The organism is Alteromonas sp., assembly GCF_984505615.1.
Genome location: NZ_CFHOXV010000016.1, coordinates 43,629 through 67,102 on the forward strand (window position 1 = coordinate 43,629; position 23,474 = coordinate 67,102).

Sequence of the window (23,474 nt, forward strand, 5' to 3'; positions counted from 1 at the left end):
TGCTAAGCTAATACGGAGCTCCCTTGATTGCATATCTTCTGGCAGGTGTAGCCATTGTTGTCGCCTTTATCGTGAACTGGTTCATGCCAAGGCCATTCTGGCGCGCCACACTTACCTCAGCACTTTCCATTTTCATCGTTACATCTGTGGGGTTAATGTACCTGCCACTCGGCGTGGAAGCAGAGCCTGAAGAAGTTCGCCGCTGGGTATTCTCGATTTTGCCCCTGCTTGGTTTTTTCGCAATTCTGATTTCAGTATTCGTAGGCTGGTTTCTTTACGTGGTACGTAAATAATTTAATTTCAAAATAGCAATTTAAATGCATGACACGGCACCATTCAGTTTCATGATGCCGTCTCGCCTTAAGTTACGACTGCGGTCAGTAGGTTTTGTACGGCAGGAATTTACCTGACATCACCACTTTCACACGGTCGCCTTTAGGATCAGGTTCACGGGTTAAGTCCATTTCAAAATCGATGGCACTCATAATACCGTCGCCAAACTCTTCGTGAATAAGCTCTTTCAGTGTGGTGCCGTACACATTCACCAGTTCGTACCAGCGGTAAATTAACGGATCAGTAGGAACAGCCGTTGGCAGAGAACCTTTATAAGGTGCAATCTGTAACCAGGCGACGGCTTCTTCTGATAACCCGAATAATTCACCGGTGGCTTCAGCCTGCGCTTTGGTCATTGCCATCTGGCCCAGGCATGCTGCAGTACTCCATTCTTTCGACTCGCCAATCACTTCTGCGGCCTGTGACCATTTAATGCCTTTAGTGACTTTTGCGCTCATAATCATTGCGGTGACTTGCTGTCTGTCAGTAATCATAGTGGGCTCCACGGGTTAGATAAGTGAAAATCGTTCCAGTAACAGAACGAGAATAAGACAAAGGAGTAAACCGCTGACTCCCTGCCAGAAAGCAACGGGATTACGCTCCAGTAAAGGCGGTCTCTCGCTGCTGAGAAATTTTGCATCGGGATGTCTCAGGGCATACACAAACTCTGAAAGTGCGTCATAGCGCTTGAGCGGATTAGGATGCAGTGCTTTTCTTAAAGTGTGATCAAGCCAGAAGGGAATGCTCCGGTTAGGATCCAACACGCTTTCATATTTCAATTTATGTTGTGATGTGACGCTTCTGCATTTGGCAACCTGCGTGCCATAGGGGAAGCGGCCACTGAGCAAATAGTAGGTCAGCACCGCCAGCGAAAACTGCTCAGACTGTTCACTGCCACCCTGACCAAGAAAATACTCCGGTGCTGCATAAATAGCTGTACCGGGAATATCATTATTATCACCGGCAAATTCATTGATACCGGCAACAGAAGCCGCACCTAAATCCACCAGTGTGATGTGATGGTTGATATCAATCATGATATTTTCAGGTCTGATATCACGGTGGAGAACGTCTTTGCGATGCAATGCCATCAATCCCCTGGCGACCTGCTCAATGATCATGCGGACAGTTTCCAAATCCGGCTGCGGGTTATCATTCAGCCACTGGGCCAGTGTTTGTCCCGGCACAAAATCTGTCACGGTATACAATGCCGTTTTGGCTGCCTGCTGATCGGGGGCGCTCACCACATGCTGGCTGTGAATTCGCCTTGCTATCCACTCTTCCATCCTGAATGCTTCAAGATGGGCCAGTTCATATGCCATTTCCACAGAAGGCACTTTCAGCACCACCTGGCTGCCATCTGCTGTGTTCTGAGCCAGGTAAACGTGGCTGCGGGCACTGTGATAGATGTTACGGACAATTTTAAATTGATCGAGAAAATCCCCGTTTTGCAGCACGCCGGGAATGGGTAATTCTTCCTCTTCAGACACGGCGGCACTGGTATGGGCTGCTGGCAGGGTATTTACCCTGACTATCTGAGCTGTCAGGTTATCGTTACTGCCTCTGGCAAAGGCCATTTCCACCAGCCTCTTCGCTGCCTCATCCGGATCATGCTCATATTCAGTCACTACACTGCAGAGGCTGGCCTCATCGATAAACTCATACACACCGTCGGTGAGCAGAAGAAAGCAGTCCTGCTCTTTCAAAGAGCGGCTGTCTTTATCCAGTTGCAATGATTCATTAATTCCCATGGCATTGGACAAATAGTGCTTTTCACCATTTATCATCTGACGGTGGTCGCGGGTAAGTTGCTCCAGCACCCTGCCCCGCAGCCGGTACACTCTGGCGTCCCCCAGATGAAATACATGTACACGTTGATGCTTGAAAATCAATGCACTGAATGTGCAAACGTAACCTTTGTCCGGCTCGCCGGCATAGGGACTGTTGCGACTCTGACCAAGTAACCAGCGGTTTATTGCTGTAATAACTTGCGTAGCCGCACGGGGGACCGTCCAGGTATCTGAGGTACAAAAATAATCTTCGAGAAACTGTTTAACACATACGTGACTGGCAATGTGACTCACTGAACTGGAACTGATACCGTCTGCCAGTGCCACCGCAGCGCCTTTAAATGTGAGCAAATCACCTTCGGGAAGCCTGAAACCATAACTGTCCTGGTTCAGCGGCTTTTCCCCTGCACTGGAATATTGACCGATGGATAAACTAAGCATATTGAAGCAGCTCAGTGAGAGGTTTGAATTGAGCCTGCCGGGCAATGTCCGGCAGGCCCTGTGTGCCGGAAGGTACCCAGCAAGTCTTCATTAAACTGCAGCAGGTTTTGAATCTGTTGCTACCGGTGCAGATTGCGCAGCCAGCTTACGCTTGGGAGCAGTACGAAAGTGCGTGCTGTACAGCGTTAAACCTGTAAACGCCAGACCACCAACCAGGTTACCCAGAGCTGTCGGGATTTCATTCCAGAAGAAGTAATCCATCACAGAGAAATCACCGCCCATGATCAGGCCGAACGGGAACAGGAACATGTTCACCACAGAGTGTTCAAAGCCCATGAAGAAGAACAGCATGATTGGCATCCACATGGCAAAGATTTTACCGCTCACGTGGGTTGAGATCATGGCACCTACTACACCCAGCGATACCATCCAGTTACATAGCATGCCACGGATGAAAATGGTCAGCCAGCCTTCCATTCCGTACTGAGCATAACCCAGGGTACGGGCTTCACCGATCCCGGCTACTTTTGTTGCAATAGCACCACCATCAGTGTTGTAGCCCATGGTAAAGATAAATGACATCATGAACGCCACTGTCAGTGCACCGGCAAAGTTACCGCAGAATACCAGCCCCCAGTTGCGGAGAATTTGAGACCAGGTGACACCGGGCCGTTTCGCCAGCCAGGCCAGTGGTGTCAGTACAAAAACACCGGTTAACAGATCGAATCCCATCAGATAAAGCATACAGAAGCCAACAGGAAACAGCACCGCACCAATTAAAAATACGCCGGTTTGTACAGCAATCGTAATTGCGAAAACCGCTGCCAGAGCAAGGATTGCGCCGGCCATATAACCGCGAATTAATGTATCACGGGTAGACATGTAAATTTTGGATTCACCCGCATCCACCATCTTGGTTACAAATTCATTCGGAAGTAAGTAAGCCATTGTGTATACCTTTTTGTTGTGTGTGTTTAGTCGCTGACATGTATTGCACACAACAAAATGCGGGCACAAAAAAACGCCCAACCATGCACTGTTTCCAGTGTGGTATTGGACGCCGTTATCCAAGTTTACATTGTGTTGTATGCAAAAACCCGTGTTGCAATTTTAAACAGCAAGGAAAAGGCCAGATTTAAATTGTCATTATTTTTCTGATAGTTATGAATATTAACGTGTGACTTGCTGACCATTCATTTCTTGATTGCACCAAAAAAGTTCATCCACGCACAATGAAGATCCGCATTTTCCTGTGAAACGGAGAAAATTCCGCCAAAGCTATGCGGATTGCATATTAACAAGGTAGAACAAGGAAACTAACCCTTTATTATCAAAAGGTTAAAATGGTGGAACAGGCTTTGCTAAATCTCATAAACAGGCAACGTCGATTGCGACCACCACAGAAAGACACCACCACCACCATGGCAGTATTCAGCGAAGCGACAAAACGGTTTCTACTGGCGGCAAAGCACGCCGAAATTCACGCACTTAATCAACTGGCATCCAACTGCAAACTGGTGACCTCAGTGAAAGACATGATCCATCAACTCCAGCGGGAGCGCGGTATCAGTAACGTATATCTGGCGTCGAAAGGGGAACGGTTTGGTCAGCAACGGGAAGATCAGATTGCAGACAGTAATTTTGCCGAACAAACCTTGCGCAGCCAGCTAAAATCTCTATACCTCTCGGGCGACGAAAGTGCCGCTAACATGCGCTTACTGGTAAGCATCACCATGGCGCTACAAGGGCTGGATAACCTTTCTTCCCTGCGGGATCAGGTAGCTGAACAGGCACTGACATCCCTTGAGTCAACACAGGCATACTGCCGGCTGGTAACGGGTTTACTCTCAGTTATCTTTGAGGCCGCTGACGTGGCAAGCGATCCGGATATCACCCGGCTTCTGGTGGCGCTGTTCAATTTTTTACAAGGCAAAGAACTGGCCGGACAGGAACGGGCATGGGGCGCTATTGGCTTTGCTGAAACCCATTTTAATAAATCATTATGCGACCGCCTTGAACAACTCCAGCAGGATCAGCAACACAGTTTCGACATATTTACGGCTTTTGCGGATCCGCCAACACTGCAGCAATGGGAAGACATCTGTCAGAGCGATGCCCAGGCCGACCTTATCCGCCTGCGAACAATGATAAAACAACTGGCTGATGGCAGTCCCATTGACGGACAAATAAGTGAAGTATGGTATGACATTGCCACGACCCGCATTGATGCCATGCAATCCATTGACGAAGCTCTGACCACCAAACTCATTTCACTGGCTTCAGAGCTGGTCAGTCGTGCAGATGCCGAGCTGAAAAATCATCATCAACGGGTAAAAACGCTGGAACAACAGCCTAATCCAACGGGCACACCACTGACCATGCTGTTTGATCCGCAAATGCCGGGCTTACGGGGATCAGAAATGTCCGGTCCGGATACCCTTTCCAATGCGGAAAATTTGTCCGCACACCGGTCTTTTTACGACTTGTTATGCGATCAGACTGAACACATCAAAAACATGTCAGTTGCACTGGAGGAAGCCCGCCAGGCGATTACCGATCAAAAATGTATCGACCGTGCCAAACTGCTTATTATGCAGCAATGGCAATTAACCGAAGATCAGGCTTACCGTCGCCTGCAAAAAACAGCGATGGATCAGAATTGTCGCCTGATTGATGTGGCGGAACGGGTAGTAAAAGCCACATCAGGCAGTAAATGATTCAGCCATTTTGCCGTCCGGGTGCCATTGTCATTAAAGCCAGTGACAGCCAGAGGACAGCCGCGCACCAGCCTGCCAGAATGTCAGTGGGCCAGTGAACCCCCAGAAACACACGACTCATGCCGACCAGCAAAATAATCAACATGGCAATACCGGAAAACCAGCGGGTCAATGACGGGTTGCCGCTCACTGATGCACCGGTGAACGCCAGACTAAGATACGTTAAACATGACATCATGGCATGACCAGAGGGAAAGCTGCTGGTGTACACCTTCGTAATATGAGGAACCAGTTCAGGTCGAGGCCGGTGAAAACCATACTTCAGCGCAAAACTGACAACCATACCGGACAGTACCGTTGCTATCAGAAAAACAGCGTGACGGGTCTGCCCCTTTTTATGTAACACCAGAGCTGCCAGGCCGGTGATCACAATTAAAAACCAGTTACTGCCCAGAGTGGTCATGTCACGAAAATGAACCGCAAGCCATAACGGCCCGGCCGGCTGCCCCGGGTCCCCGGCCCGACGGAACATCAGCATGATGCTTTTATCGATGGCGGACACGGGATCAAAATGTACCCATGCCGCGAGCAGAAACAAACCGGAAAGTCCGGCAAAAGCCATAAGTCGCAACACGGATGGCCTGATGTGATCGGATTGCATAGAAACGAAGGGTCACTGACAGATAGTCTTTATTCCTTTTGAGTGCAGCTTTGGATCGCTTTACCGGAAGAATCAATACGCTGAATACAACAGATTTGCTGTTACAACGCCTTCAAGTATCGAAAATCTTGATATAATGGCCGCCATCATCTCCTGTATTGACTGCCCATGTTTTCCTTTATCACTGAAACCTTATTACCCGTGCTGATTTTATTGCTGATGGGCTGGTTATTTTTCCGCATAAAATGGCTGAACGAGAGCTTTGTTGAAGCCGGTTCTAAACTGGTTTTCAACGTCACATTACCTGCACTGCTGTTTTTGTCTATCAGTCAGGCCGACTTTGCCCATGCCGCAAACTTTCCGCTGATTGGGGTAGGTATTGCCGGCACACTCATCATGTGTGCTCTGCTGGTGCTTACGGCAAGGATGACGGTGACGCCCTATCAGGCAAGAGGCGTAGTGGTTCAGGGCGGTTTCAGAGCCAACATGGGTATTATCGGTTTGGCTTACTGCGCCAATACGTACGGGCCCGAAGGGCTGGCTGCCGCCTCTGTATACCTGGGCTGTATCACGATTTTATTTAATATTTTGTCGGTGATTGTGCTTAACTTTTATCAGACCGGCCACCGCTCTGTGAGCAAACAAATCAAGGGTATTACTAAAAATCCGCTGATCATTTCCATCGTCGTGGCACTGCCCTTTTCCTATTACTCATGGACACTGCCTGACGCCATTCTTAAAACCGGTGAATATGTTTCCCAGTTAACCTTACCGCTTGCGCTCATTTGTACCGGCGCCTCGTTGCAGTTCCGCTCATTCTCCGCCGACTGGTTTAATATCACCTTAAGTACAGTGAGCAAATGCATTCTTTATCCCGCGCTGATGGTAGGGCTGGCGTATCTTGCCGGATTTACCGGAATGAGCCTGGGGATTGTGCTGCTGCTGTCTATTGCCCCGACAGCCGCTGCCAGCTATGTGATGGTAAGAAATATGGGCGGAGACCACAGGCTGGCTGCCAGTATTATTGCTGTATCCACACTGGTTTCATTACCGGTGACAGCTCTGGCATTCGGAACATTGACCTCGCTGAACCTGGTATAGTGGTCAGATTTAAAGCCCGGGCGTAACAAACAGATAATGAAAACAAAAAAGAGCGCATATTGATGCGCTCTTTTACGTTGAAATACCGCTGAAAAGCACGGTTAACGCATGGCTGCCTGAGCCGCTTCGGTTGAACGCTGAACCACATCCAGACGCTCTGTCCAGGGGTCTTCACCATGCACCGCTGTAGCGTCCATGGTGAACGTCATGATGTTATGCGCCTCGTTGTCGTACGGCTTCCATTCCGGCAACCGGGCCACATTAGGATCACCATTTTCGATAAAGCTCACCACGTAGTCGAAAACCAGTTCAGAGGCAGTCAGATCCTGCTCAGTGGCATCCGGATACTTCACGTCAGCCGTTTTAAAGAAAAACGGGATCTCACTGGCATGAGGTGCGCCCTTGCCGTTACGGACACTTTCTGCCACGTAACCATACCGGTACATGTACACGTTTTCGTCCAGGTCCGTCATACGCTCTGCAACAAACCTTGCAGGCTCCTGCATCATACGGTCCTGTGCCACTTCCGCTCCGATATCCTGTAATTCACCGGTGCCTTCAAGATCATAGGCATCTTTCGCTGCCTGCGCATACTCACCGAATGAGGCGAACAATGACTCTTTATCCGGGAACATGCTGAATCCGATATCCTGGCTGGTCGTACCCACCATTACCGGCACTTTCGCGACTTTACCCTGCTCAAGCAATGACTGGGTGCTGCCCTGTACAATGTCACCATCAGCAATAGGGCCGCCAACATACGTCGGTACACCGCCGGGAGGCTGGAACAGTGCCATCAGATTCAGGCCATCTACCACTTTGGCTGCCGGCAATGCCCGCAAAGCAGCCAGCGCTTCTGCGCCATTTCCGGAAATGCCATTCTTTTCAGCGAAATTAACGCCAATCTGCTCCGCAGAGGGCTGACCGTTTACTTCTTCCGTTAAGCTGCGTTCGCCTACCAGGGAACGGCCACCACCGGACATAATAATCGCCCGCTGGAAGGTACCCCGGGCGCCCGGTGTCTGCATAAGATTGTGTACCGAGCCGCCACCGGCAGATTCGCCCATGATGGTGACATTATTTTTATCACCACCGAAAGCTTCCACGTTATCTTTCACCCATTGCATGGCCGCTATCTGATCTTCAAAAGCGTAATTCCCCAACGGTCCTTCTTCAGCGGCTGAAAGTGCCGGATGTGCGAAGAAACCGAAACGGCCAAGGCGGTAGTTAAAGCTGACAAAAATCACACCGGCACGGGCAAATTCGCTACCGTCATAGGTGGCAGGCGATGCACCACCATTCACGTAGCCACCACCATGGATCCACACAACCACAGGACGCTTGATATCATCTTCCTGCGGTGCCCATACGTTCACGTACAAGCAATCTTCGGCAGGCTCTTTACCAAGCGGTGCAGCGTCACTTGGAAACGGCTTTTGCATACAGTCGTTGCCGTAATCCAGCACTTCTTTCACACCGTTCCAGTCTGCAACGGGCTGAGGAGAACGCCAGCGATTTTCACCAACCGGAGGTTTTGCGTAAGGGATCCCTTTAAAAACGCGGATATCATCATCTTTAACGCCCTGCAGCGTACCATTTTTAACCGTTACCTGCGGTGATGCATCTTCAGCTACCGGCGCAGGACTTTCAGCCACTTTCTCACCACAGGCACTTAACATTACTGCTGCAACAGCAGACAAAGCAAACAGCCGTTTTTTCATAACAAACGTTCCTTATTCTGATCCACGGTTAACCTAACGCACTCAGATGACAGAGTCCGCGCACAGCATCTTCAAACGGCGTATCTGTTACATCCACTTCTACGTAACGGTACTTCACGTTATTTTCGTTCAGGTGTTTAACGATGGCGGCAAAGTCTGATTTGCCGTCCCCCGGGGTTGAGATGCGTGACATCTCAGGAATAATCATACGCGGATCGTCACTCAGCGGAACGGAACCGTCGTAATCTTTCATATGACAGCCGATAACACGGCCTTTGTATTTATTCAGCATGGCAACAGGATCATGACCGGCTGCAGCCACCCAACCCAAGTCCAGCTCAATTTTAACCAGCTCCGGGTCGGTGTTCTCCATCATGATGTCGAAAATCACCTGTCCATCCACCTTATCGAACTCAAAGTTGTGGTTGTGGTATGCGAACTTGAAGCCAAGCTCTTTCATTGTCTGACCACGTTTGTTCAGACGTGCAGCAATAGCTTTAACTTCGTCAACAGAAGAAGGGGTGTTCAGGTTTACTTTACCATCTTTGAAATTCAGGAATTCGCCGGCCATGGGCTCGATGAAGTAATCGATATTCAGTTTGCTTCCCAGTTCCTTGATATATTCAATGTCTTCCAGGTCGGAATTAATATGTACAGACGGCACTGTCAGCTTATATTCTGCCATAAGATCTGCCATATCATCGATGCTTAAACCGAACAGCGGCGCGCCTTCTGCATTCACTGAACCACCTACACCGAACATTTCAAGCTGCTTGAAACCGGCTGCGGCCAGTTTTTTAATTGTACCGGCGGGATCTTTAGCAAACATGTCGCGCAGCATGTACATTTGTACGCCGTAAGGTCTGCCTGAAACTGCATTACAGCCTCCGGTCATCGCGTTGGCCATCAGTCCCGGCGCTGCCAGCACACCGGCTACGCCCAGACCAGCTTTAAGAAAATGTCGACGGGTAAGTGACGAAGTCATTATTGTTTCCTCTCTCCGGTAAGAAACAGGCTCAACACGTTGGTCCCGTTGAGCCTGCAAGAAGTTAATTATTTGTTACACCCACTTTAGAACCTTTACATTAATGACATCGATATCATTTTACAACTATTGTTTAACATTTTTAGACAAGTGACAGAACCGGACGCCAGTTTGAGATCTCTCCTCTTCCGGACGGGGCCGGGAGAGGTCAAAGAAAACAAAAAAGAGCACGACCGGCGTGCTCTTTTTCTCTTCAAAAATGATGGAAAACTATCCCAACTTACTGCCACCCAGGCAATCCGGTGACGGGGTTACACTGCCGCCTCTGGCTTCCCATTCTTCAGGGGTATACGTGTGCAAAGCCAGTGCATGTACCGGCCCCTGTAAAGCTTCGGCCAGCAACCCGTTCACCTTCTGGTGACGGGGCACCCGACGTACGCCAACAAACGCTTCTGACACCACCGTTACTTTGAAATGACTCTGGGCACCATCGGGTACGTTGTGCATATGACTTTCATCCAGCACTTCAAGATACACAGGTGTGAGAGCATCATTGAGTTGCTGTTCGATAAACTGTTTTACATTTTGCATGGGTTCTGCTCCGGCACAGCGGGATAGATAAATCGGAAAGTTAGATTAATTCTACCATCAACATGCCGGGTCGTCTTGTTGATGCCGTGCAGATAGTTGCGCTGAGTGTCTCCTTGCATGATTAGCAGTGAGCCATGCTCAAGACTGACCTTCACTGACGTAGCACCACTGCGGTGACGAAACAGGAAGGGCCTCGCTTCACCGAGAGTCACAGATGCAATAACCGGCTGCACGCCCAGCTCCTTTTCATCATCGGCATGCATGCCCATGCTGTCCTGCCCGTGCCGGTACCAGTTCGCCAGCACACTGTTAAACCTGCAACCGGCGGTATTTTCGCAACGTGTTTTCAACGCCAGCAGATCAGCGGTCCATGGGCGCGGTACCATCGTCAGGCCGGAGTAGGAATACTCGCTGACAGCATCCCCGTACCAGGCTTGCAGACGCGGAATTTTAACCGGCTTACCAAACAGTTTAATGGTATCCTGTGACCAGTTTAACGATGAGGCCAGCGATGCGTACAACGCGTCAGCATCATCCGGCCCGAGCCAGCCCGGTATGTAAGTAACATCCGCGCCGGGTAACGCCAGTTTCTGAGGCGCAGCGCCGGCGTTACAGCCATCATCGAATAGTGAAAATTGCATAAATCCGGAACCCGATTAACGTTACCATGAGCGACAACACAGCCTTTGCCTTTCGCGACCGCGAACTGAACTTAATACGCCACCCGGCAAAACATCAGCATATCAGTTTACAGGCCTGGGACAGCGCCGATGAATTGATTATCGATTATCTTGCTTCAGAAGCCCCTGAAGGCCCCGGAAAATGTATCATATTTAATGATGACTTTGGCACCCTGGGCTGCTGGTATGCCAGTCATAATCCCTGCTGGATCTCAGATTCATGGATTGCTCACCGCTCGCTGGCTGACAACCTGAAAGGTAATAATATTGCCGCCACACTGGATGACAACGGACTGGTAGCCTCACCATTGAAAGCTGCTGATTGCCTTGCTCCGTTGCCGGAAAAGCCGCAAACGGTGATTATAAAAATACCCCGCACTCTGGCGTTGCTGGAACATCAGTTAATTATGCTGCAAAAGGTCATCACGCCTGAAACACGTATTGTGGCCGGCGCAAAGGTGAAGGCCATAACGAAAAATGTGCTGGAGCTGTTTGAGAAATACACCGGTCACACCACCACTTCACTGGCAAAGAAAAAATCCCGCCTTATTTTTGCAAAGCCGGATGCTGCGATACTGAAGAAGCCCGTACAGTCTCCTTATCCGGTACGCTGGACAGCGAAAAGCCAGAACGGTGTAACGCTGACACTTTCCAACCATGCCAATGTATTCTCCGGACGCTCTTTAGACATCGGGGCAAGGTTCATGATTGATCATATGAACGTGACCAACAACGAACGGGTTATTGATCTTGGTTGCGGTAACGGCATTTTAGGTCTGAACGCGCTGGCACTGGCACCACAGGCGCGGCTCACCTTTGTTGATGAGTCATTCATGGCGCTGGCCTCAGCCAGACAAAACGTGGCAGAGAACTTTCCTGAACAACTGGCACAATGTGAATTTGTGCCATCGAACTGCCTTGACGCCTTGAAACAGGCTGAAGAGGGCGGATTCAGTAAAGTGTTCTGCAACCCGCCCTTTCATCAGCAGAACGCGATAACCGACCACATTGCCTGGCAAATGTTTTCAGATTCCAAAGCCAGTCTGGCCAGAGGCGGACATCTGGTGGTGGTGGGTAACCGCCATCTCGATTACCATGTTAAATTAAAGCGCTTGTTTGGTGGCGTAACGCAAGTTGCCAGCCACCAGAAGTTTGTTATTTTAAGTTGTGCAAAACGCTAAAGGGAGAATGCTATGCTGCGTGCTTTGCTGCTGGCTTTAGTTGTCGTAACCACTCCGGTTATTGCAGCAAAACCAAAAGATGACGGCTCACAAATTCAGCCGGACAATTATTACCCGCGGGTGAAAATGGAAACCACAATGGGCGATTTTGTCGTCGAACTGTACCGCCGCCGTGCGCCTATCACCGTGAATAACTTCCTGCGTTACGTTGATAAGAAAAGCTATAACGGCACCATTTTTCACCGTGTTGTACCCGGCTATATCGTCCAGGGTGGCGGTTACAATGCTGAGTTTGATGAAAAGCCGGATTACGGCACGATTTTCAACGAATCCGGCAGTGGCATGAGCAACAAGATGTACACGGTTTCCATGGCACGTCAGAACGACCCGCATTCAGCGACCCGACAGTTCTTCTTTAACATGAATGACAATACCAACCTGGATCCCGGCAGAGACTGGGGTTACAGCGTGTTTGGTATGATTGTGGAAGGCGAAGCTGTTGTCGAAAAAATGATGGAAGTAGAGCTGGACTATCAGCCTGCACTGGGTGAACCGAATTCCCCTAAAGAGCCCCTCATTCTGAAATCTGTCACTTTACTTCCGGCGGTGTAAAAAAGCTGACGCTGTGGCAGCGCGTGAATTCAGCGCTGCCGCGTTTTTAAATCCAGCCAGAAAAAATGTTGCGCAAAGACACCTGACATAAACAGATTGCCCCTCTTCTTAAAGCCCAGCTTCATTAACAGTTTCTGAGAATCAGTATTATCAGCATGAGTCATCGCAGTGAGGTAAGTCACGCCAAGGGTGTCTCTGGCATAGCTGATAACCGCTTCACCGGCTTCGCCACCAATCCCCTGCCCGCGGGCTTGCGGAAGCAAGGCGAATCCCAAATCAGGCGCACTGAAAATACCGCGGTTTATCAAACCACACATCCCCAACGGTTTACCGGTTAATTTATCTTCTACGGCAAACAAGCCATAGCCATGGTTTTCAAAATGCACCAGCGCATTATCAATATACCGGTTCGCATCTTTAAGTGTATGTACACCCCGGTTTCCAATAAAACGTAGCCACAGAGGGTCATGATTTAACGCAAAAATCCAGTTGCGATCTTCAGCCACCGGCTTGCGAAGACGCAGCCGCGATGTAGAAAGAATCAAAGATGTGCCCTTAAAATATCGTCGATGATTTGGCGTACACCGGGCTCTGTTCTGGCTGCTCTGGGATATTGTGGTGCCGCCCTGTCATCAACCAGATGAGCATTCCAGTGTGCTGTTTGTTTAACGAAATCCGTTGCCGCCTGCTCCCCCTCAACTTCCAGACATCCTGTCATACATGTATCCACATAAGACAGGTGTACCGGCCAGTCCTGTTCTGCAGTACGGGTAAGCAATGAACGACAAATATAGACTTCACGATTAGCCAGCCACGCTTGTAAAGCAGCCTGTTGATCTTCATCTTGCCGGGAAAAGATTTGTGCCGGGGCAACTTTCTCAAACTGATAGTCTTTTTCTCTTTCCGCCAGGGCAGGATCTAATGCTACCGGTACAAGAAGTGCATTCAGACTGGCATTGTCATCGGGTAATGCCCCCACGTAGGTTTGTTTCTCCTCAATACTACGGGTGATCCAGCCGCGGCGATAACCTCTCACAGTTACCATCAGACCGTCATGATGAATGCCTGAAAAGCGGGCGCGGCTGTCGCGACTCATCAGGCTACCGTAACCGAGAATAAGCGGCTTAGTCTGCGCATGCTCATCCCACTTTTTTAGTGTGCTTAACAAAAAAACTCCCGCAATGGAAAACCATAACGGGAGTCAGTATAGCGTCTCGCCGGCCCGGCTTCACGCAGCAAACTGACAGATTCAGTTACTACACGAACACACACATCACCATGCCGGCATGCCAGGGACTTAAAACACGGCTCTTACACCCACCGAGAAGTTGCGGCCGGGCAGCGGCGCTAAATCTTTCAGGAACGACGTGTGCACGCGGGCCTCTTCGTCTGTGATGTTGTCTGCTGTAGCGAACAGCACCCAGTCCACCCCGGCAGATGCAATGTCGTATTCAACACTGGCATTCAGTAAGGTGTAACCATCGGTTGCGGTTTCATACGGTGCAGTACGGGTTTGGTCGTCATACCATTCCACACCCACCTCACCGGAAAGTGATTGCCCCTGATAACGGATTGACGAGCCGATACGCAGAGGCGGAATGCGTGGCAAGTCTTCGTTATCCAGTTTGGCACGAATGTAGTCACCATATAAATCCACACGCCATTCACCGGTAATGTTGTAGAACACCTCGGCTTCCATACCGTATAAGTCAGCATCGGATTGCCGGAAGTAGTACACCGGCGTGCCCTCTTCCTCATGACCTTCCTCTTCTGCCCCTTCTTCCCCGTGTTCATGCTCTTCGGTTACAGCAATCAGGCCTGTACCACTTTCATAAATGTAGTTGTCTACCTGGTTGTAGAACAGTGACGCAGTGTAACCCCAGTTGCCGCTGAATTTACGGAATGTGAGATCCAGGTTGGTACTGACTTCTTCATCTACACTTCTGAGCGTGTCAGATAACTCACCTTCATCATCCAGTTGATACACCAACCCGACTTCATAAGTCCGGGTCGCAATGTGCTGACCACCGGAGAACAATTCCTGCTGACTTGGCGCACGTTCATTACGGGATAATGTCAGTGCGGCAGAGTAACCCGGCTGATATTCCCAGTTTGCACCGGCAGATACCGAAACACTGGTGAAGTCATAGTCTGGGAAGTTGAAGACCATAGCCTCTTCTTCATGTTCTTCCTCTTCCTCATGCTCTTCTTCATCAAGGTGCTCCACATGAAGTTCCACTTCAGCGTCATCTGCATCGTAGGAGGTTTGCTCGAGACGGCCACCCAACTCAAAAGTCACGTCGCCCACTTTCTTCTGTTCAATCAGAAAAACAGCTTGTGTATCTGTGCTGGTTGGCGGGGAAAATGCTTCTTCACCAATCGCTTCGTAATCGCTGTCCGTTAGTTGAAAACCAAATACACCATGCCATCCGGCAATACCGGTATGGGCAATAGTCAGCTTGGCATTCACGCCTTCATTATTAAATTGCGTACCAATTTCGCCATCTTCAATTTCAACGTGGGTGTAGTCTGTATAAGCAGCAGAGAACCGGATATTGTCAATGCCGGCAGTGGGCGAATGCCATTCACCCGCCAGTTGATAGCGGGTCATATCCACATCAATTTTGGTACCTTCTTCTGCGCCTTCTTCCTCTGCCGCTTCCTCTTCTTCCTCGTGGTGGTGATGATGACCGGGCACGCCATACAGGTTATCCAGTTTTTCTACAGAAAAGCCGAAGAAGCCTTCATCCTTTACATAGCTGATACCGGCATTGAAGTCGGTTGTATCCATATCTGTACTGGCCAGTGTGCCGTAAGTGGCATCATCATCCGGCTCAGCCTCTGAGTAGCCGGGAATATCCACATCATCGGTTTTGCGTTTGAAACCATCGAAGTGAAATGCCACATTGCCGGTTCCGGTGGTCACGTCCACCTTACCGAACTTACCGTTATCCACGGTGGAATAACGCATTTCTGCTTCCCCTTCTGTGCCATATGGCATTTCCTGAGGAATACGCTTGTCGACCACGTTGACCACACCGCCTATCGCGCCGGAGCCATATTGTAATGTGGCAGGACCGCGCAGTACTTCCACCTGAGTGGCACTGGACGTGCTGGCCGCTACGTTATGATCAGGACCAATTCGTGATACATCAGATACATCCAGACCGTTCTGCACAATTTTCACCCGCGGACCACCGGCACCACGAATGACCGGACTGCTTGAGACCGGTCCAAAGTAACTGGAATGCACACCCGGAACGGTTTTCAGCGTCTCACCCAAAGTCGGCTGTTGCTTTCTGCGCAGTTCTTCAGCGCCGATAACCGAGACCGGCGTCACGCTTTCCAGTACAGAGGTTTGCATCGCGGTAGCGGTTACCGTGATGTTTTCGATGGAAGCTGGCAGGAGCGTAAAGTTGACTTGCTGGTTTTCAGTAATACGACCTAAATCTTTATCACCATGCAGATATTTCGGCGTTGCAACATGAATATGGACGTCTTGTGCGGTGACATTATCCATTGAATATATGCCATTCTCGTCGGTATAGACTACGCGCCTTGAACCTTCTACTGAAACTTCGGCTCCCGCAACGGGAGCGCCGGCTTGATCTGTGACTTTACCGGTTATAGTAGTGGCCAGTGCGGCGCTGCTGAATGCTGTCATCATAGCAACAGCGATAAGAGAGGGAGTATGCATGGTTGAATCCGTTACTGCTTTTATCCATTTTGTGATGTTATAACATTTTTAAACGAATTCACGTCGAGGTCAACGGCAATTTATCGACAGCACCTGCAGTTTATCGATGATATAACATATCATTTTAAAAAACGAGAATTCACGGTGGGATAAACTGCCGTTCAGGGTGAAAAAAGCAGAATTAACGGTGAAAGTATGGATAGTGGCGTATCAGGCCCGCGATACAGGAAACGCAATAATGTCCTGAATATGTTCAGCACCGGTTTTCAGCATCAGCAAACGGTCGATGCCCAGCGCCACGCCTGCGCAGTCAGGTAATCCCTGCTCCAGCGCAGAGAGGAAATGCTCATCCACCGGCAGTTCCGGTAAACCGGATTGACGGCGCTGTGCATTATCATTAAGAAAGCGCTGACGCTGTTCTGCAGGGTTAGCCAGTTCGTTAAATCCGTTCGCCAGTTCCACGCCTTTAAAATACACTTCGAAACGATCAGCAGTACGGGGGTCATCTTCATTCACTTTTGCCAGTGCTGCCTGCGAGGCTGGAAAGCCATAAACAAAACAGGGCACGGCAGCGCCAATACGGGGCTCAATGTAAAGACTGAACAGCAGTTGCAGCATTGTGTCTGCGTCTTCCGGCATGCCGGCATGCATATCCAGCCCGCGTTGCAAAGCGGTTTGCTGCAGTTGCTCAGCTGTTGCGGTAAGAGGATCGACGTTTAATTCCCGGAGGAATACATCCTGATAACTGATTTTTTCCGCAGTTCCGGTCGACAATATCAGTTGCAGCAGAGTGTCCATTTCGGCCATCAACTGATGATGGTCATAGCCGGTACGGTACCACTCCAGCATAGTAAATTCAGGGTTGTGAAAGCGCCCTGCCCCTTCGTGGCGAAACGCTTTGCAAATCTGATAAATCGAACCGTAGCCTGCACACAATAACCGTTTCATGGCGTATTCCGGCGACGTTTGCAAATACAGGGTTTCCTTTCTGCCTGTCACGCTGTGATCAAACTCGCTTGAAAAGGCAGCCAGATGTACATCGGTAACGGTACCGTGACTCAGCAATGGTGTATCGACTTCAAGCACATCTCTGCCGGCGAAGAAATCACGGATTTGGCGCAGCAGTTCAGCCCGCTCACGCAAATTATTCAGCGATGCGGTGGGTTGCCAGGGAGTATTTGATGACATGTGATCGGATACGGGAATTATCGGGCCGGAGAGGGCATAAGAATATATCCGGCCGGTGCACGTATGTGCGTACCGGCCGGCAGCGGGTTCAGATTACTTCTGCGCCCGTGATACGTATTCGCCGGAGCGGGTATCCACACGGATAACTTCACCGGTTTGAACGAATAAAGGTACACGAACAACAGCGCCGGTAGACAGCGTAGCAGGCTTGCCGCCGGTTCCCGCTGTATCGCCTTTCAGGCCAGGGTCTGTTTCAGTGATTTCCAGCTCAACGAAGTTAGGCGGAGTTACTGTGATAGGAGAGCCGTTCCACAGTGTAATGGTGCACACATCATTTTCTTTCAGCCACTTAACGTTCTCGCCAACCGCTTTTTCGTCTGCAGCGATTTGTTCGAATGTATCGTTATTCATAAAGTGGTAGAATTCGCCGTCGGTGTACAGGTAGGCCAGTTCCGTATCCATCACGTCTGCGCCTTCTACGGTTTCACCGGAGCGGAACGTTTTTTCCAGAACTTTACCGGAGATCAGCTTACGGATTTTAACGCGGTTAAAAGCCTGACCCTTACCCGGTTTTACGTATTCGTTTTCCAGAATGTTACAAGGTTCGCCGTCAAGCATGATCTTGAGGCCGCCTTTGAATTCGTTAGTGCTGTAAAAAGCCATATTTTTCTCTGCCAATACATAAGGTGTAAATACGAAGTGGCGCAAATAATACCTAAAAATCGGCTGTCTGTAGAGACAAACTGGCAAAAAGATCTTGCAATGGCGTTTACCCGCCCGGAAGACCTGCTGGACTACCTGGATCTCGATGTAGATCAGCTGGGTCATCATGGCGCTGCCAGACGGTTATTTCCCATGCGCGTCCCCCGACACTTCGCCTCATTGATGGAAAAAGGTAACTGGCATGACCCGTTACTCCGCCAGGTAATGCCTTTATCTCAGGAATTTGAAGCCGCCCCCGGCTACAGCACCGATCCACTGGATGAACATGACACTGCCGGTAAGGGTTTATTACATAAGTACCAGAGTCGCGTACTGTTGATTGTAAAAGGCGGGTGCGCTGTAAACTGCCGCTACTGCTTCCGTCGCCACTTCCCCTACGCCGACAATGCGGTGAGCAAACAGGAATGGGAAAACGCCATTGCTTATATTGCTGCCGATCCGGCCATTAATGAGGTCATTTTCTCGGGCGGTGATCCACTGATGGCAAAAGATACCCACCTGGCCTGGTTGGCCGGTGAAATATCACGGATCCCCCATATCCGCAGATTGCGAATTCATACACGCCTGCCGGTGGTGCTTCCTCAGCGACTGGACGCAGAGTTCAGTGACTGGATAACGTCATTACCGGTGAAAACGATTCTGGTATTACATGCTAACCACGCCAATGAATTCAGTCCGGCACTGAACGACCGTTTACATGCATTACGCAGACACGGCGTGACGCTGCTCAATCAGGCAGTATTATTGAACGGCGTTAATGATACGGCTGATGCACTGGTGGATTTGCAGGAAGCGTCTTTTGAAGCAGGCGTGATGCCCTACTACCTGTATTTGCTGGATAAAGTACAGGGCGCGGCCCACTTTGAAGTATCTGACGATAAAGCCAGAACATTAATGGCGGAAGTGATAAAGCGCTTACCGGGTTTTCTGGTACCGAAACTCACCAGAGAAATCGGTGGCCAGCCCGGCAAAACGCCTGTCGACTTACATATTCACCCGTAATTACGCGTAGGTATCGACGTTGGCACCCAACGACGGATTACCGGATGACGGTTTTGGTACGTCAGCGGCTGATTCCAGCAGCTGAAGCGTTGCTTGTCCCTCTTGTTGTTGCTGGCTTTTCGCCATTTTAAGAGAGGCCAACTCAAGCGACGCACCGGATGTTGCAGATGCACCAGCACCTTGTATATCCATACCAGTTTCCTTTGTTGCTTGTAGCAAAGTAAAAAAGTAGGCAGAATTGCCCACCTTCATCAGCGTACTCCATCATTAATGATGCAGTACGGGTATATCGTTATCGACCATACACTCATAAACTTTAGCAGAAATCCGGAAAGTCATGCAGGCAATTAACGAACAACTTCAGGAAACCTTACAAACCCTCTACCGCAAAGCGATAGATGCCGATGCGGTGCTGGACCAGTTACAACAGGTTCAGAAAGGCAAGTTTCAGGCAGTATTCGCAGAAGACAGCGGGTTTGAAACACAGTCAAAACGCTTTTCACCCTATGTGGAAGAAATCGCCCGCGACTGGCAGGCCATCAAAGACGCTGACGAAGCGACCTTCAAAGCAGGCCTCGCTCCGCTGGTGAAAAAGATAGAACTGGCGCTGACGACCCTGTCACAGTTTCAGGCGGTAGGCAAGGCCTGACCCGCCCTCAGTTGTCTTCAAGCTGGTAAAGAGGCACGTTTGCAAGACGGGCCTTTATCTTTGCCACTTCCTGCAGGTAGGCATCGCTGTCTACCCGCTCAAACTGTTCAATAAACTGGTCTTTCGACAATCCCTCTGCCAGACCGTCAACCGGCGGCATGATCACATCGTCGTCATGCATGTCAGATAATAGTTGCTGCACCCGGACGGCATGAACCGGTGACGTTGCCACACGCGCAAACTCAATACCGGCCATATCAGCAGTCAGATCCACGAAAGAGTAACCGCTTCCGCCCATAGCACGGTCCATTAATTCTTTAAATTCGCCGATTGCCAGTGTGACGCCCTGCTCGCTTAATACTTTTAATGCAGCGGAAATCAGAAAGTGTCTGGCAAGGTCGTTGCGGCCCCGCAATAATGGTGGCGTTAACGGTTTCAGAGCTTTATCGGCATCAGGCTGAACGTCTCCGACAAAGTTGGCAACGCGGTGATGGCCGATAAAAATTGCCAGCGCCAGAATGGCTGCACGGTTATGTTCCGCCGCGTTTTCCGGTGTGCTTCGCTGAGCAGCGCGTTTCATGGTCAGGCGGATAAAATCCACCGCCGGTTGCGGGGTATCCGCCAGGGTAATATCCTGAAAAGAGATGTAGCGCAGGTAATAGGCCGTTAAGTCCCGGAGCTCGTCGTCCTGATCCACCGATAAACCATTTTTGACTTCGTTCAGATTGCGCAGGAAGCCGTCCATAGGACGCAGACTGACCATCATTTCCTGTTCAGTCATACTGACTTTTTCAATCTGCTCTCTTGCCTGAGTGGCGATATCGCTTTTAGTCCAGCGGTTAACCAGCCACTCGGCCAAGCCTACCGCCAGATGTCCGGGTATATGTAAATCGCCAATTTTCACTTCATCCAGCAACAGGAAGTTAGCCGGCAAAATCGTGGCATCAACGTTCAGGTAGCTGTCAAATAAATCCACCGGAATAGCAATGCTGGCTTGTAAACGGGTGGCATCGGGGTGCACAGTTACCTTACCACGGAAGTCCGGCGTGGCACGCTGTAAGAAACCCACAATGGAGTCAAACTGTTGAGTTGTGATGGTAATAGTGTGGCCCTGATGGCGATCTGAAACGCTGGATTCCAGCTGAGCCAGCAGTTCATGTACGGTATCGGCATCTGCCACCTGTTCCGCTGCTTTTACATCAACCACAGGTTCACTTTCTATCATCAGTACAATCAGTCCCGCCACCAGCAATACACTCACCAGCAACGCTATAATGACACCACGTAATATTCGCAAACGGATCCGCCTCTTAAACCGAAGGTTATTATTCTTTGTGAATTCCGGAATAAATTCAATCCCGGTATGTCTTCAGACAATCAGGACTCTAACATCCACCATGCCTGAAGGGATGAATATCTTGATGTGGCATCGTTAAAATTGTGTCCGGCTGAATGGACTGTGGGAATAACGACGCATGGCACACCGGCATTCACCGCAGCCCGCATACCATGTTCCGTGTCTTCGACGGCTACACATTCATGAGGTTGGCGTCCCAGCTTTTTCATGGCGAGTAAATAGCAATCCGGTGCCGGCTTGCTGTCAGTCACATCTTCAACGGATACCGTTGCAGAAAACATATGACGAAGGTTCCGGGCCTCCAGTGTACGTTCAACAGAAATACGGCTGCCTCCGGTCACAATGGCCAGTTGATAGCCGCTCTGGTAACACTTTTTAATGGTCTGTACCGCGTGAGGCATCAGTGGAAAAGGCTGCTCTGCAAGATACCGGCGGGTTTGCTCATGTTTTTCTTCCGCCAGACTTTCTGCGGCAACGGGCAGCTTAAACGTTGTCACTGCATCAACCGCGTTTTGGGCAACCGGAATACCGGCCATTACATCACTGTAAAAAGCTTCAGTCAGACTCACACCATGCTGGCGGAGCACTGTTCGCCAGATTTCATAATGTACCTGTTCAGAATCAATGAGGGTACCGTCATGATCAAACAAAATGGCGCGGGTTGACTGGCTGATTGCACGGGGAGATGTCATAGGGTGTGAATGTCCTTGTTTAAGCGGGTATCTCATTGAAACTAACCTTATCCCAGATTCGGATCAATCTTAATCCGTTCATCGCATTAGTATTGAATTGCATCCGGTATTGCTGCAAATTACTTTTCCATATCACGGATTTCGATATTTCTTCCCTGACGTGGAACTCACATGGACTTGTTTACGCTTTCCCTCTGCACGGTTTTACTAAGTGCAATGATGGCTATTACGCTGTCAGCTCTCTTTCTGACCAACACCGCTGATAAAGCTATGCGTGACTGGTCCCTGGCCGGTGTATGTTTTCTTGCCTGCAGCCTGTTAATCCTTGTTGCGTCAGTTCGCACCGTTCCCTGGCTTCTTACCCCTGTGTTATCTAACACACTGTACATCGCCGCCCATGGTTTTGTGCTCAGCGGGATTACATCCCAAACCCGCTCGGTGAACAGCCACCTTTCCATTGGCGTGTTTTCAGCTTTTGTTTTGCTGATGCATTTTAACGATGCAATCAGCAGCAATGTGGAATTCCGCATGCTGGCCATTTACCCGGTTATGCTGACATTAAACCTGCTGAGCGTCTTCCACTTGTGGCGCTTCAGACACTCGGCCCATGGTAAGAGTTATTGGGCTGTCATGACGATTATTCTGCTTTTCATTGTTCACACCGCCAGCAGTGCTGTGACAATTCTTCTTTTCCCTGACCACCTTGAGTTCCTTGGTAACGATATTATTCAGACCACTAATTCACTGGTTGTGCTGTTGTACATTTCCGGCCTGACACTGGGATTAATATTTGTTCACGCCTGGAAACGGGAAGTCACCCTTAAAACCGTATCCAGAACCGACGCGCTTACCGGCTGGTTTAACCGTCATGCCCTGAATGAATCTGCCAGCAGAGAATTTATCCGCTGCCAGCGTAATCAGCTATCCTTCGCGTTTGTGACTTTCGACATCGATTTTTTTAAAAATGTAAACGACCAGTACGGACACACAACCGGTGACAGAGCCATTCGTCATATTGCGAATGTCGCCAGGGAAGCCACACGGGAGTACGACTATCACTTCCGTCTTGGCGGCGAGGAATTTGTGATCATGCTGGCAGGGCTGAAAGTCAGCGATGTGAAAGCCATTGCTGAACGGGTGCGGTTCGCTATTCAGTCAACGCCCTTGTGTATGGGAACCGAATCCCTTCCCTTGTCTGTCAGTGTGGGAATGGCCACTATGGAACAGGGCGATCTTGGCTGGCATGTGGTGCTGGAAAGAGCTGATGACGCACTCTATGCGGCGAAAAAAGGCGGACGGAATAACACCCGCTTTCTTACCGCAAATGCGTTGTCACTGGTCAAGGGCTGAACA

General features: G+C 49.9%; 24 protein-coding genes. 8 read left to right on the top strand and 16 right to left on the bottom strand.

Annotated elements, in window-relative coordinates:
* The first annotated feature begins 23 nt into the window (after positions 1-23).
* The gene (locus AC4PME_RS10955) at positions 24-293 is read left to right on the top strand and encodes a hypothetical protein (protein WP_119500052.1); all 270 of its coding nucleotides are present in this window, start codon (positions 24-26) and stop codon (positions 291-293) included.
* Between the two features lie 84 nt (positions 294-377).
* Here the strand turns inward: AC4PME_RS10955 and cynS are convergent, their stop codons facing one another.
* The 3 genes from cynS to AC4PME_RS10970 form a co-directional block, all read right to left on the bottom strand.
* The gene (cynS, locus tag AC4PME_RS10960) at positions 378-827 is read right to left on the bottom strand and encodes a cyanase (protein ID WP_474845105.1); all 450 of its coding nucleotides are present in this window, start codon (positions 825-827) and stop codon (positions 378-380) included.
* A gap of 15 nt (positions 828-842) precedes the next feature.
* A complete protein-coding gene (locus tag AC4PME_RS10965) occupies positions 843-2,564 on the bottom strand; it encodes a bifunctional protein-serine/threonine kinase/phosphatase (RefSeq protein ID WP_491046065.1) in 1,722 nt (573 codons plus the stop codon).
* A gap of 90 nt (positions 2,565-2,654) precedes the next feature.
* Entirely contained in the window at positions 2,655-3,512 is an 858-nt protein-coding gene (locus tag AC4PME_RS10970) for a formate/nitrite transporter family protein (RefSeq protein WP_119500049.1), read from the bottom strand.
* A gap of 440 nt (positions 3,513-3,952) precedes the next feature.
* On the opposite strand from AC4PME_RS10970, the gene AC4PME_RS10975 reads away from it, so the two are divergent.
* Positions 3,953-5,281 (top strand): nitrate- and nitrite sensing domain-containing protein, encoded by a 1,329-nt coding sequence (locus tag AC4PME_RS10975; protein ID WP_491046066.1) that lies wholly within the window; start codon positions 3,953-3,955, stop codon positions 5,279-5,281.
* A 1-nt stretch (position 5,282) separates the two neighbouring features.
* On the opposite strand, the gene AC4PME_RS10980 is transcribed toward AC4PME_RS10975, so the two are convergent.
* Entirely contained in the window at positions 5,283-5,915 is a 633-nt protein-coding gene (locus AC4PME_RS10980) for a phosphatase PAP2 family protein (protein ID WP_491046067.1), read from the bottom strand.
* 195 nt (positions 5,916-6,110) lie between these two features.
* Here AC4PME_RS10980 and AC4PME_RS10985 point away from each other — a divergent pair, with 195 nt between their 5' ends.
* The gene (locus AC4PME_RS10985) at positions 6,111-7,043 is read left to right on the top strand and encodes an AEC family transporter (protein WP_491046068.1); all 933 of its coding nucleotides are present in this window, start codon (positions 6,111-6,113) and stop codon (positions 7,041-7,043) included.
* A gap of 101 nt (positions 7,044-7,144) precedes the next feature.
* Here the strand turns inward: AC4PME_RS10985 and AC4PME_RS10990 are convergent, their stop codons facing one another.
* The 4 genes from AC4PME_RS10990 to AC4PME_RS11005 all read right to left on the bottom strand — a co-directional run bounded on the left by AC4PME_RS10990 (position 7,145) and on the right by AC4PME_RS11005 (position 10,981).
* The gene (locus AC4PME_RS10990) at positions 7,145-8,764 is read right to left on the bottom strand and encodes a carboxylesterase/lipase family protein (RefSeq protein ID WP_491046069.1); all 1,620 of its coding nucleotides are present in this window, start codon (positions 8,762-8,764) and stop codon (positions 7,145-7,147) included.
* Positions 8,765-8,792: 28 nt separating this feature from the next.
* Positions 8,793-9,749, bottom strand: coding sequence for a TIM barrel protein (locus tag AC4PME_RS10995; protein WP_491046070.1), 957 nt, complete (start codon positions 9,747-9,749; stop codon positions 8,793-8,795).
* A gap of 270 nt (positions 9,750-10,019) precedes the next feature.
* The gene (locus tag AC4PME_RS11000) at positions 10,020-10,340 is read right to left on the bottom strand and encodes a BolA family protein (protein ID WP_491046071.1); all 321 of its coding nucleotides are present in this window, start codon (positions 10,338-10,340) and stop codon (positions 10,020-10,022) included.
* Positions 10,328-10,981 carry an alpha-ketoglutarate-dependent dioxygenase AlkB family protein gene (locus tag AC4PME_RS11005; protein ID WP_491046072.1) on the bottom strand — a complete coding sequence of 218 codons (654 nt, stop codon included), beginning with the start codon at positions 10,979-10,981 and terminating at the stop codon, positions 10,328-10,330. The genes AC4PME_RS11000 and AC4PME_RS11005 overlap by 13 nt, the downstream gene beginning before the upstream one ends.
* A 26-nt stretch (positions 10,982-11,007) precedes the next feature.
* Between AC4PME_RS11005 and AC4PME_RS11010 the strand changes: the two genes are divergently transcribed.
* Both AC4PME_RS11010 and AC4PME_RS11015 read left to right on the top strand, forming a co-directional pair.
* Positions 11,008-12,201, top strand: coding sequence for a methyltransferase (locus tag AC4PME_RS11010; protein WP_491046073.1), 1,194 nt, complete (start codon positions 11,008-11,010; stop codon positions 12,199-12,201).
* Between the two features lie 12 nt (positions 12,202-12,213).
* Positions 12,214-12,813, top strand: a complete 600-nt coding sequence (locus AC4PME_RS11015) for a peptidylprolyl isomerase (protein ID WP_491046074.1) — start codon at positions 12,214-12,216, stop codon at positions 12,811-12,813.
* A gap of 29 nt (positions 12,814-12,842) precedes the next feature.
* On the opposite strand, the gene AC4PME_RS11020 is transcribed toward AC4PME_RS11015, so the two are convergent.
* The 5 genes from AC4PME_RS11020 to efp all read right to left on the bottom strand — a co-directional run bounded on the left by AC4PME_RS11020 (position 12,843) and on the right by efp (position 18,361).
* Entirely contained in the window at positions 12,843-13,358 is a 516-nt protein-coding gene (locus AC4PME_RS11020; RefSeq protein WP_491046075.1) for a GNAT family N-acetyltransferase, read from the bottom strand.
* Entirely contained in the window at positions 13,355-13,981 is a 627-nt protein-coding gene (locus AC4PME_RS11025) for a gamma-glutamylcyclotransferase family protein (protein ID WP_491046076.1), read from the bottom strand. The genes AC4PME_RS11020 and AC4PME_RS11025 overlap by 4 nt, the downstream gene beginning before the upstream one ends.
* 129 nt (positions 13,982-14,110) lie before the next feature.
* Complete coding sequence (locus AC4PME_RS11030; protein ID WP_491046077.1) at positions 14,111-16,510, bottom strand: TonB-dependent receptor; 2,400 nt, start codon at positions 16,508-16,510, stop codon at positions 14,111-14,113.
* Positions 16,511-16,720: 210 nt separating this feature from the next.
* Positions 16,721-17,698, bottom strand: a complete 978-nt coding sequence (epmA, locus tag AC4PME_RS11035; protein WP_491046078.1) for an elongation factor P--(R)-beta-lysine ligase — start codon at positions 17,696-17,698, stop codon at positions 16,721-16,723.
* 93 nt (positions 17,699-17,791) lie between these two features.
* Positions 17,792-18,361 (bottom strand): elongation factor P, encoded by a 570-nt coding sequence (gene efp, locus AC4PME_RS11040; RefSeq protein ID WP_119500040.1) that lies wholly within the window; start codon positions 18,359-18,361, stop codon positions 17,792-17,794.
* Between the two features lie 36 nt (positions 18,362-18,397).
* Here efp and epmB point away from each other — a divergent pair, with 36 nt between their 5' ends.
* Positions 18,398-19,423: an EF-P beta-lysylation protein EpmB gene (epmB, locus tag AC4PME_RS11045; protein WP_491046079.1), complete on the top strand. Its 1,026-nt coding sequence runs from the start codon at positions 18,398-18,400 to the stop codon at positions 19,421-19,423.
* Here epmB and AC4PME_RS11050 read toward each other — a convergent pair whose 3' ends face one another.
* Positions 19,424-19,615, bottom strand: a complete 192-nt coding sequence (locus AC4PME_RS11050) for a hypothetical protein (RefSeq protein WP_119500038.1) — start codon at positions 19,613-19,615, stop codon at positions 19,424-19,426.
* A 145-nt stretch (positions 19,616-19,760) separates the two neighbouring features.
* Between AC4PME_RS11050 and AC4PME_RS11055 the strand changes: the two genes are divergently transcribed.
* Complete coding sequence (locus tag AC4PME_RS11055) at positions 19,761-20,072, top strand: hypothetical protein (RefSeq protein ID WP_303573810.1); 312 nt, start codon at positions 19,761-19,763, stop codon at positions 20,070-20,072.
* Between the two features lie 7 nt (positions 20,073-20,079).
* Here AC4PME_RS11055 and AC4PME_RS11060 read toward each other — a convergent pair whose 3' ends face one another.
* A complete protein-coding gene (locus AC4PME_RS11060) occupies positions 20,080-21,369 on the bottom strand; it encodes a hypothetical protein (protein ID WP_491046080.1) in 1,290 nt (429 codons plus the stop codon).
* A gap of 80 nt (positions 21,370-21,449) precedes the next feature.
* Complete coding sequence (locus tag AC4PME_RS11065) at positions 21,450-22,121, bottom strand: HAD family hydrolase (RefSeq protein ID WP_490708327.1); 672 nt, start codon at positions 22,119-22,121, stop codon at positions 21,450-21,452.
* Between the two features lie 171 nt (positions 22,122-22,292).
* Here AC4PME_RS11065 and AC4PME_RS11070 point away from each other — a divergent pair, with 171 nt between their 5' ends.
* The gene (locus tag AC4PME_RS11070) at positions 22,293-23,471 is read left to right on the top strand and encodes a GGDEF domain-containing protein (RefSeq protein ID WP_491046081.1); all 1,179 of its coding nucleotides are present in this window, start codon (positions 22,293-22,295) and stop codon (positions 23,469-23,471) included.
* Positions 23,472-23,474 lie beyond the last annotated feature (3 nt).

Excerpts from the sequence above, each read along its gene's own strand:
- epmA (WP_491046078.1), bottom strand. The coding sequence starts at position 17,698 with ATGTCATCAAATACTCCCTGGCAACCCACCGCATCGCTGAATAATTTG.
- AC4PME_RS11070 (WP_491046081.1), top strand. The coding sequence starts at position 22,293 with ATGGACTTGTTTACGCTTTCCCTCTGCACGGTTTTACTAAGTGCAATG.
- AC4PME_RS11015 (WP_491046074.1), top strand. The coding sequence starts at position 12,214 with ATGCTGCGTGCTTTGCTGCTGGCTTTAGTTGTCGTAACCACTCCGGTT.
- AC4PME_RS11065 (WP_490708327.1), bottom strand. The coding sequence starts at position 22,121 with ATGACATCTCCCCGTGCAATCAGCCAGTCAACCCGCGCCATTTTGTTT.
- efp (WP_119500040.1), bottom strand. The coding sequence starts at position 18,361 with ATGGCTTTTTACAGCACTAACGAATTCAAAGGCGGCCTCAAGATCATG.
- AC4PME_RS11005 (WP_491046072.1), bottom strand. The coding sequence starts at position 10,981 with ATGCAATTTTCACTATTCGATGATGGCTGTAACGCCGGCGCTGCGCCT.
- AC4PME_RS11000 (WP_491046071.1), bottom strand. The coding sequence starts at position 10,340 with ATGCAAAATGTAAAACAGTTTATCGAACAGCAACTCAATGATGCTCTC.
- AC4PME_RS11030 (WP_491046077.1), bottom strand. The coding sequence starts at position 16,510 with ATGCATACTCCCTCTCTTATCGCTGTTGCTATGATGACAGCATTCAGC.
- AC4PME_RS10990 (WP_491046069.1), bottom strand. The coding sequence starts at position 8,764 with ATGAAAAAACGGCTGTTTGCTTTGTCTGCTGTTGCAGCAGTAATGTTA.
- AC4PME_RS10970 (WP_119500049.1), bottom strand. The coding sequence starts at position 3,512 with ATGGCTTACTTACTTCCGAATGAATTTGTAACCAAGATGGTGGATGCG.
- AC4PME_RS10985 (WP_491046068.1), top strand. The coding sequence starts at position 6,111 with ATGTTTTCCTTTATCACTGAAACCTTATTACCCGTGCTGATTTTATTG.
- AC4PME_RS11010 (WP_491046073.1), top strand. The coding sequence starts at position 11,008 with ATGAGCGACAACACAGCCTTTGCCTTTCGCGACCGCGAACTGAACTTA.
- AC4PME_RS10995 (WP_491046070.1), bottom strand. The coding sequence starts at position 9,749 with ATGACTTCGTCACTTACCCGTCGACATTTTCTTAAAGCTGGTCTGGGC.
- AC4PME_RS11050 (WP_119500038.1), bottom strand. The coding sequence starts at position 19,615 with ATGGATATACAAGGTGCTGGTGCATCTGCAACATCCGGTGCGTCGCTT.
- AC4PME_RS11055 (WP_303573810.1), top strand. The coding sequence starts at position 19,761 with ATGCAGGCAATTAACGAACAACTTCAGGAAACCTTACAAACCCTCTAC.
- cynS (WP_474845105.1), bottom strand. The coding sequence starts at position 827 with ATGATTACTGACAGACAGCAAGTCACCGCAATGATTATGAGCGCAAAA.
- AC4PME_RS10965 (WP_491046065.1), bottom strand. The coding sequence starts at position 2,564 with ATGCTTAGTTTATCCATCGGTCAATATTCCAGTGCAGGGGAAAAGCCG.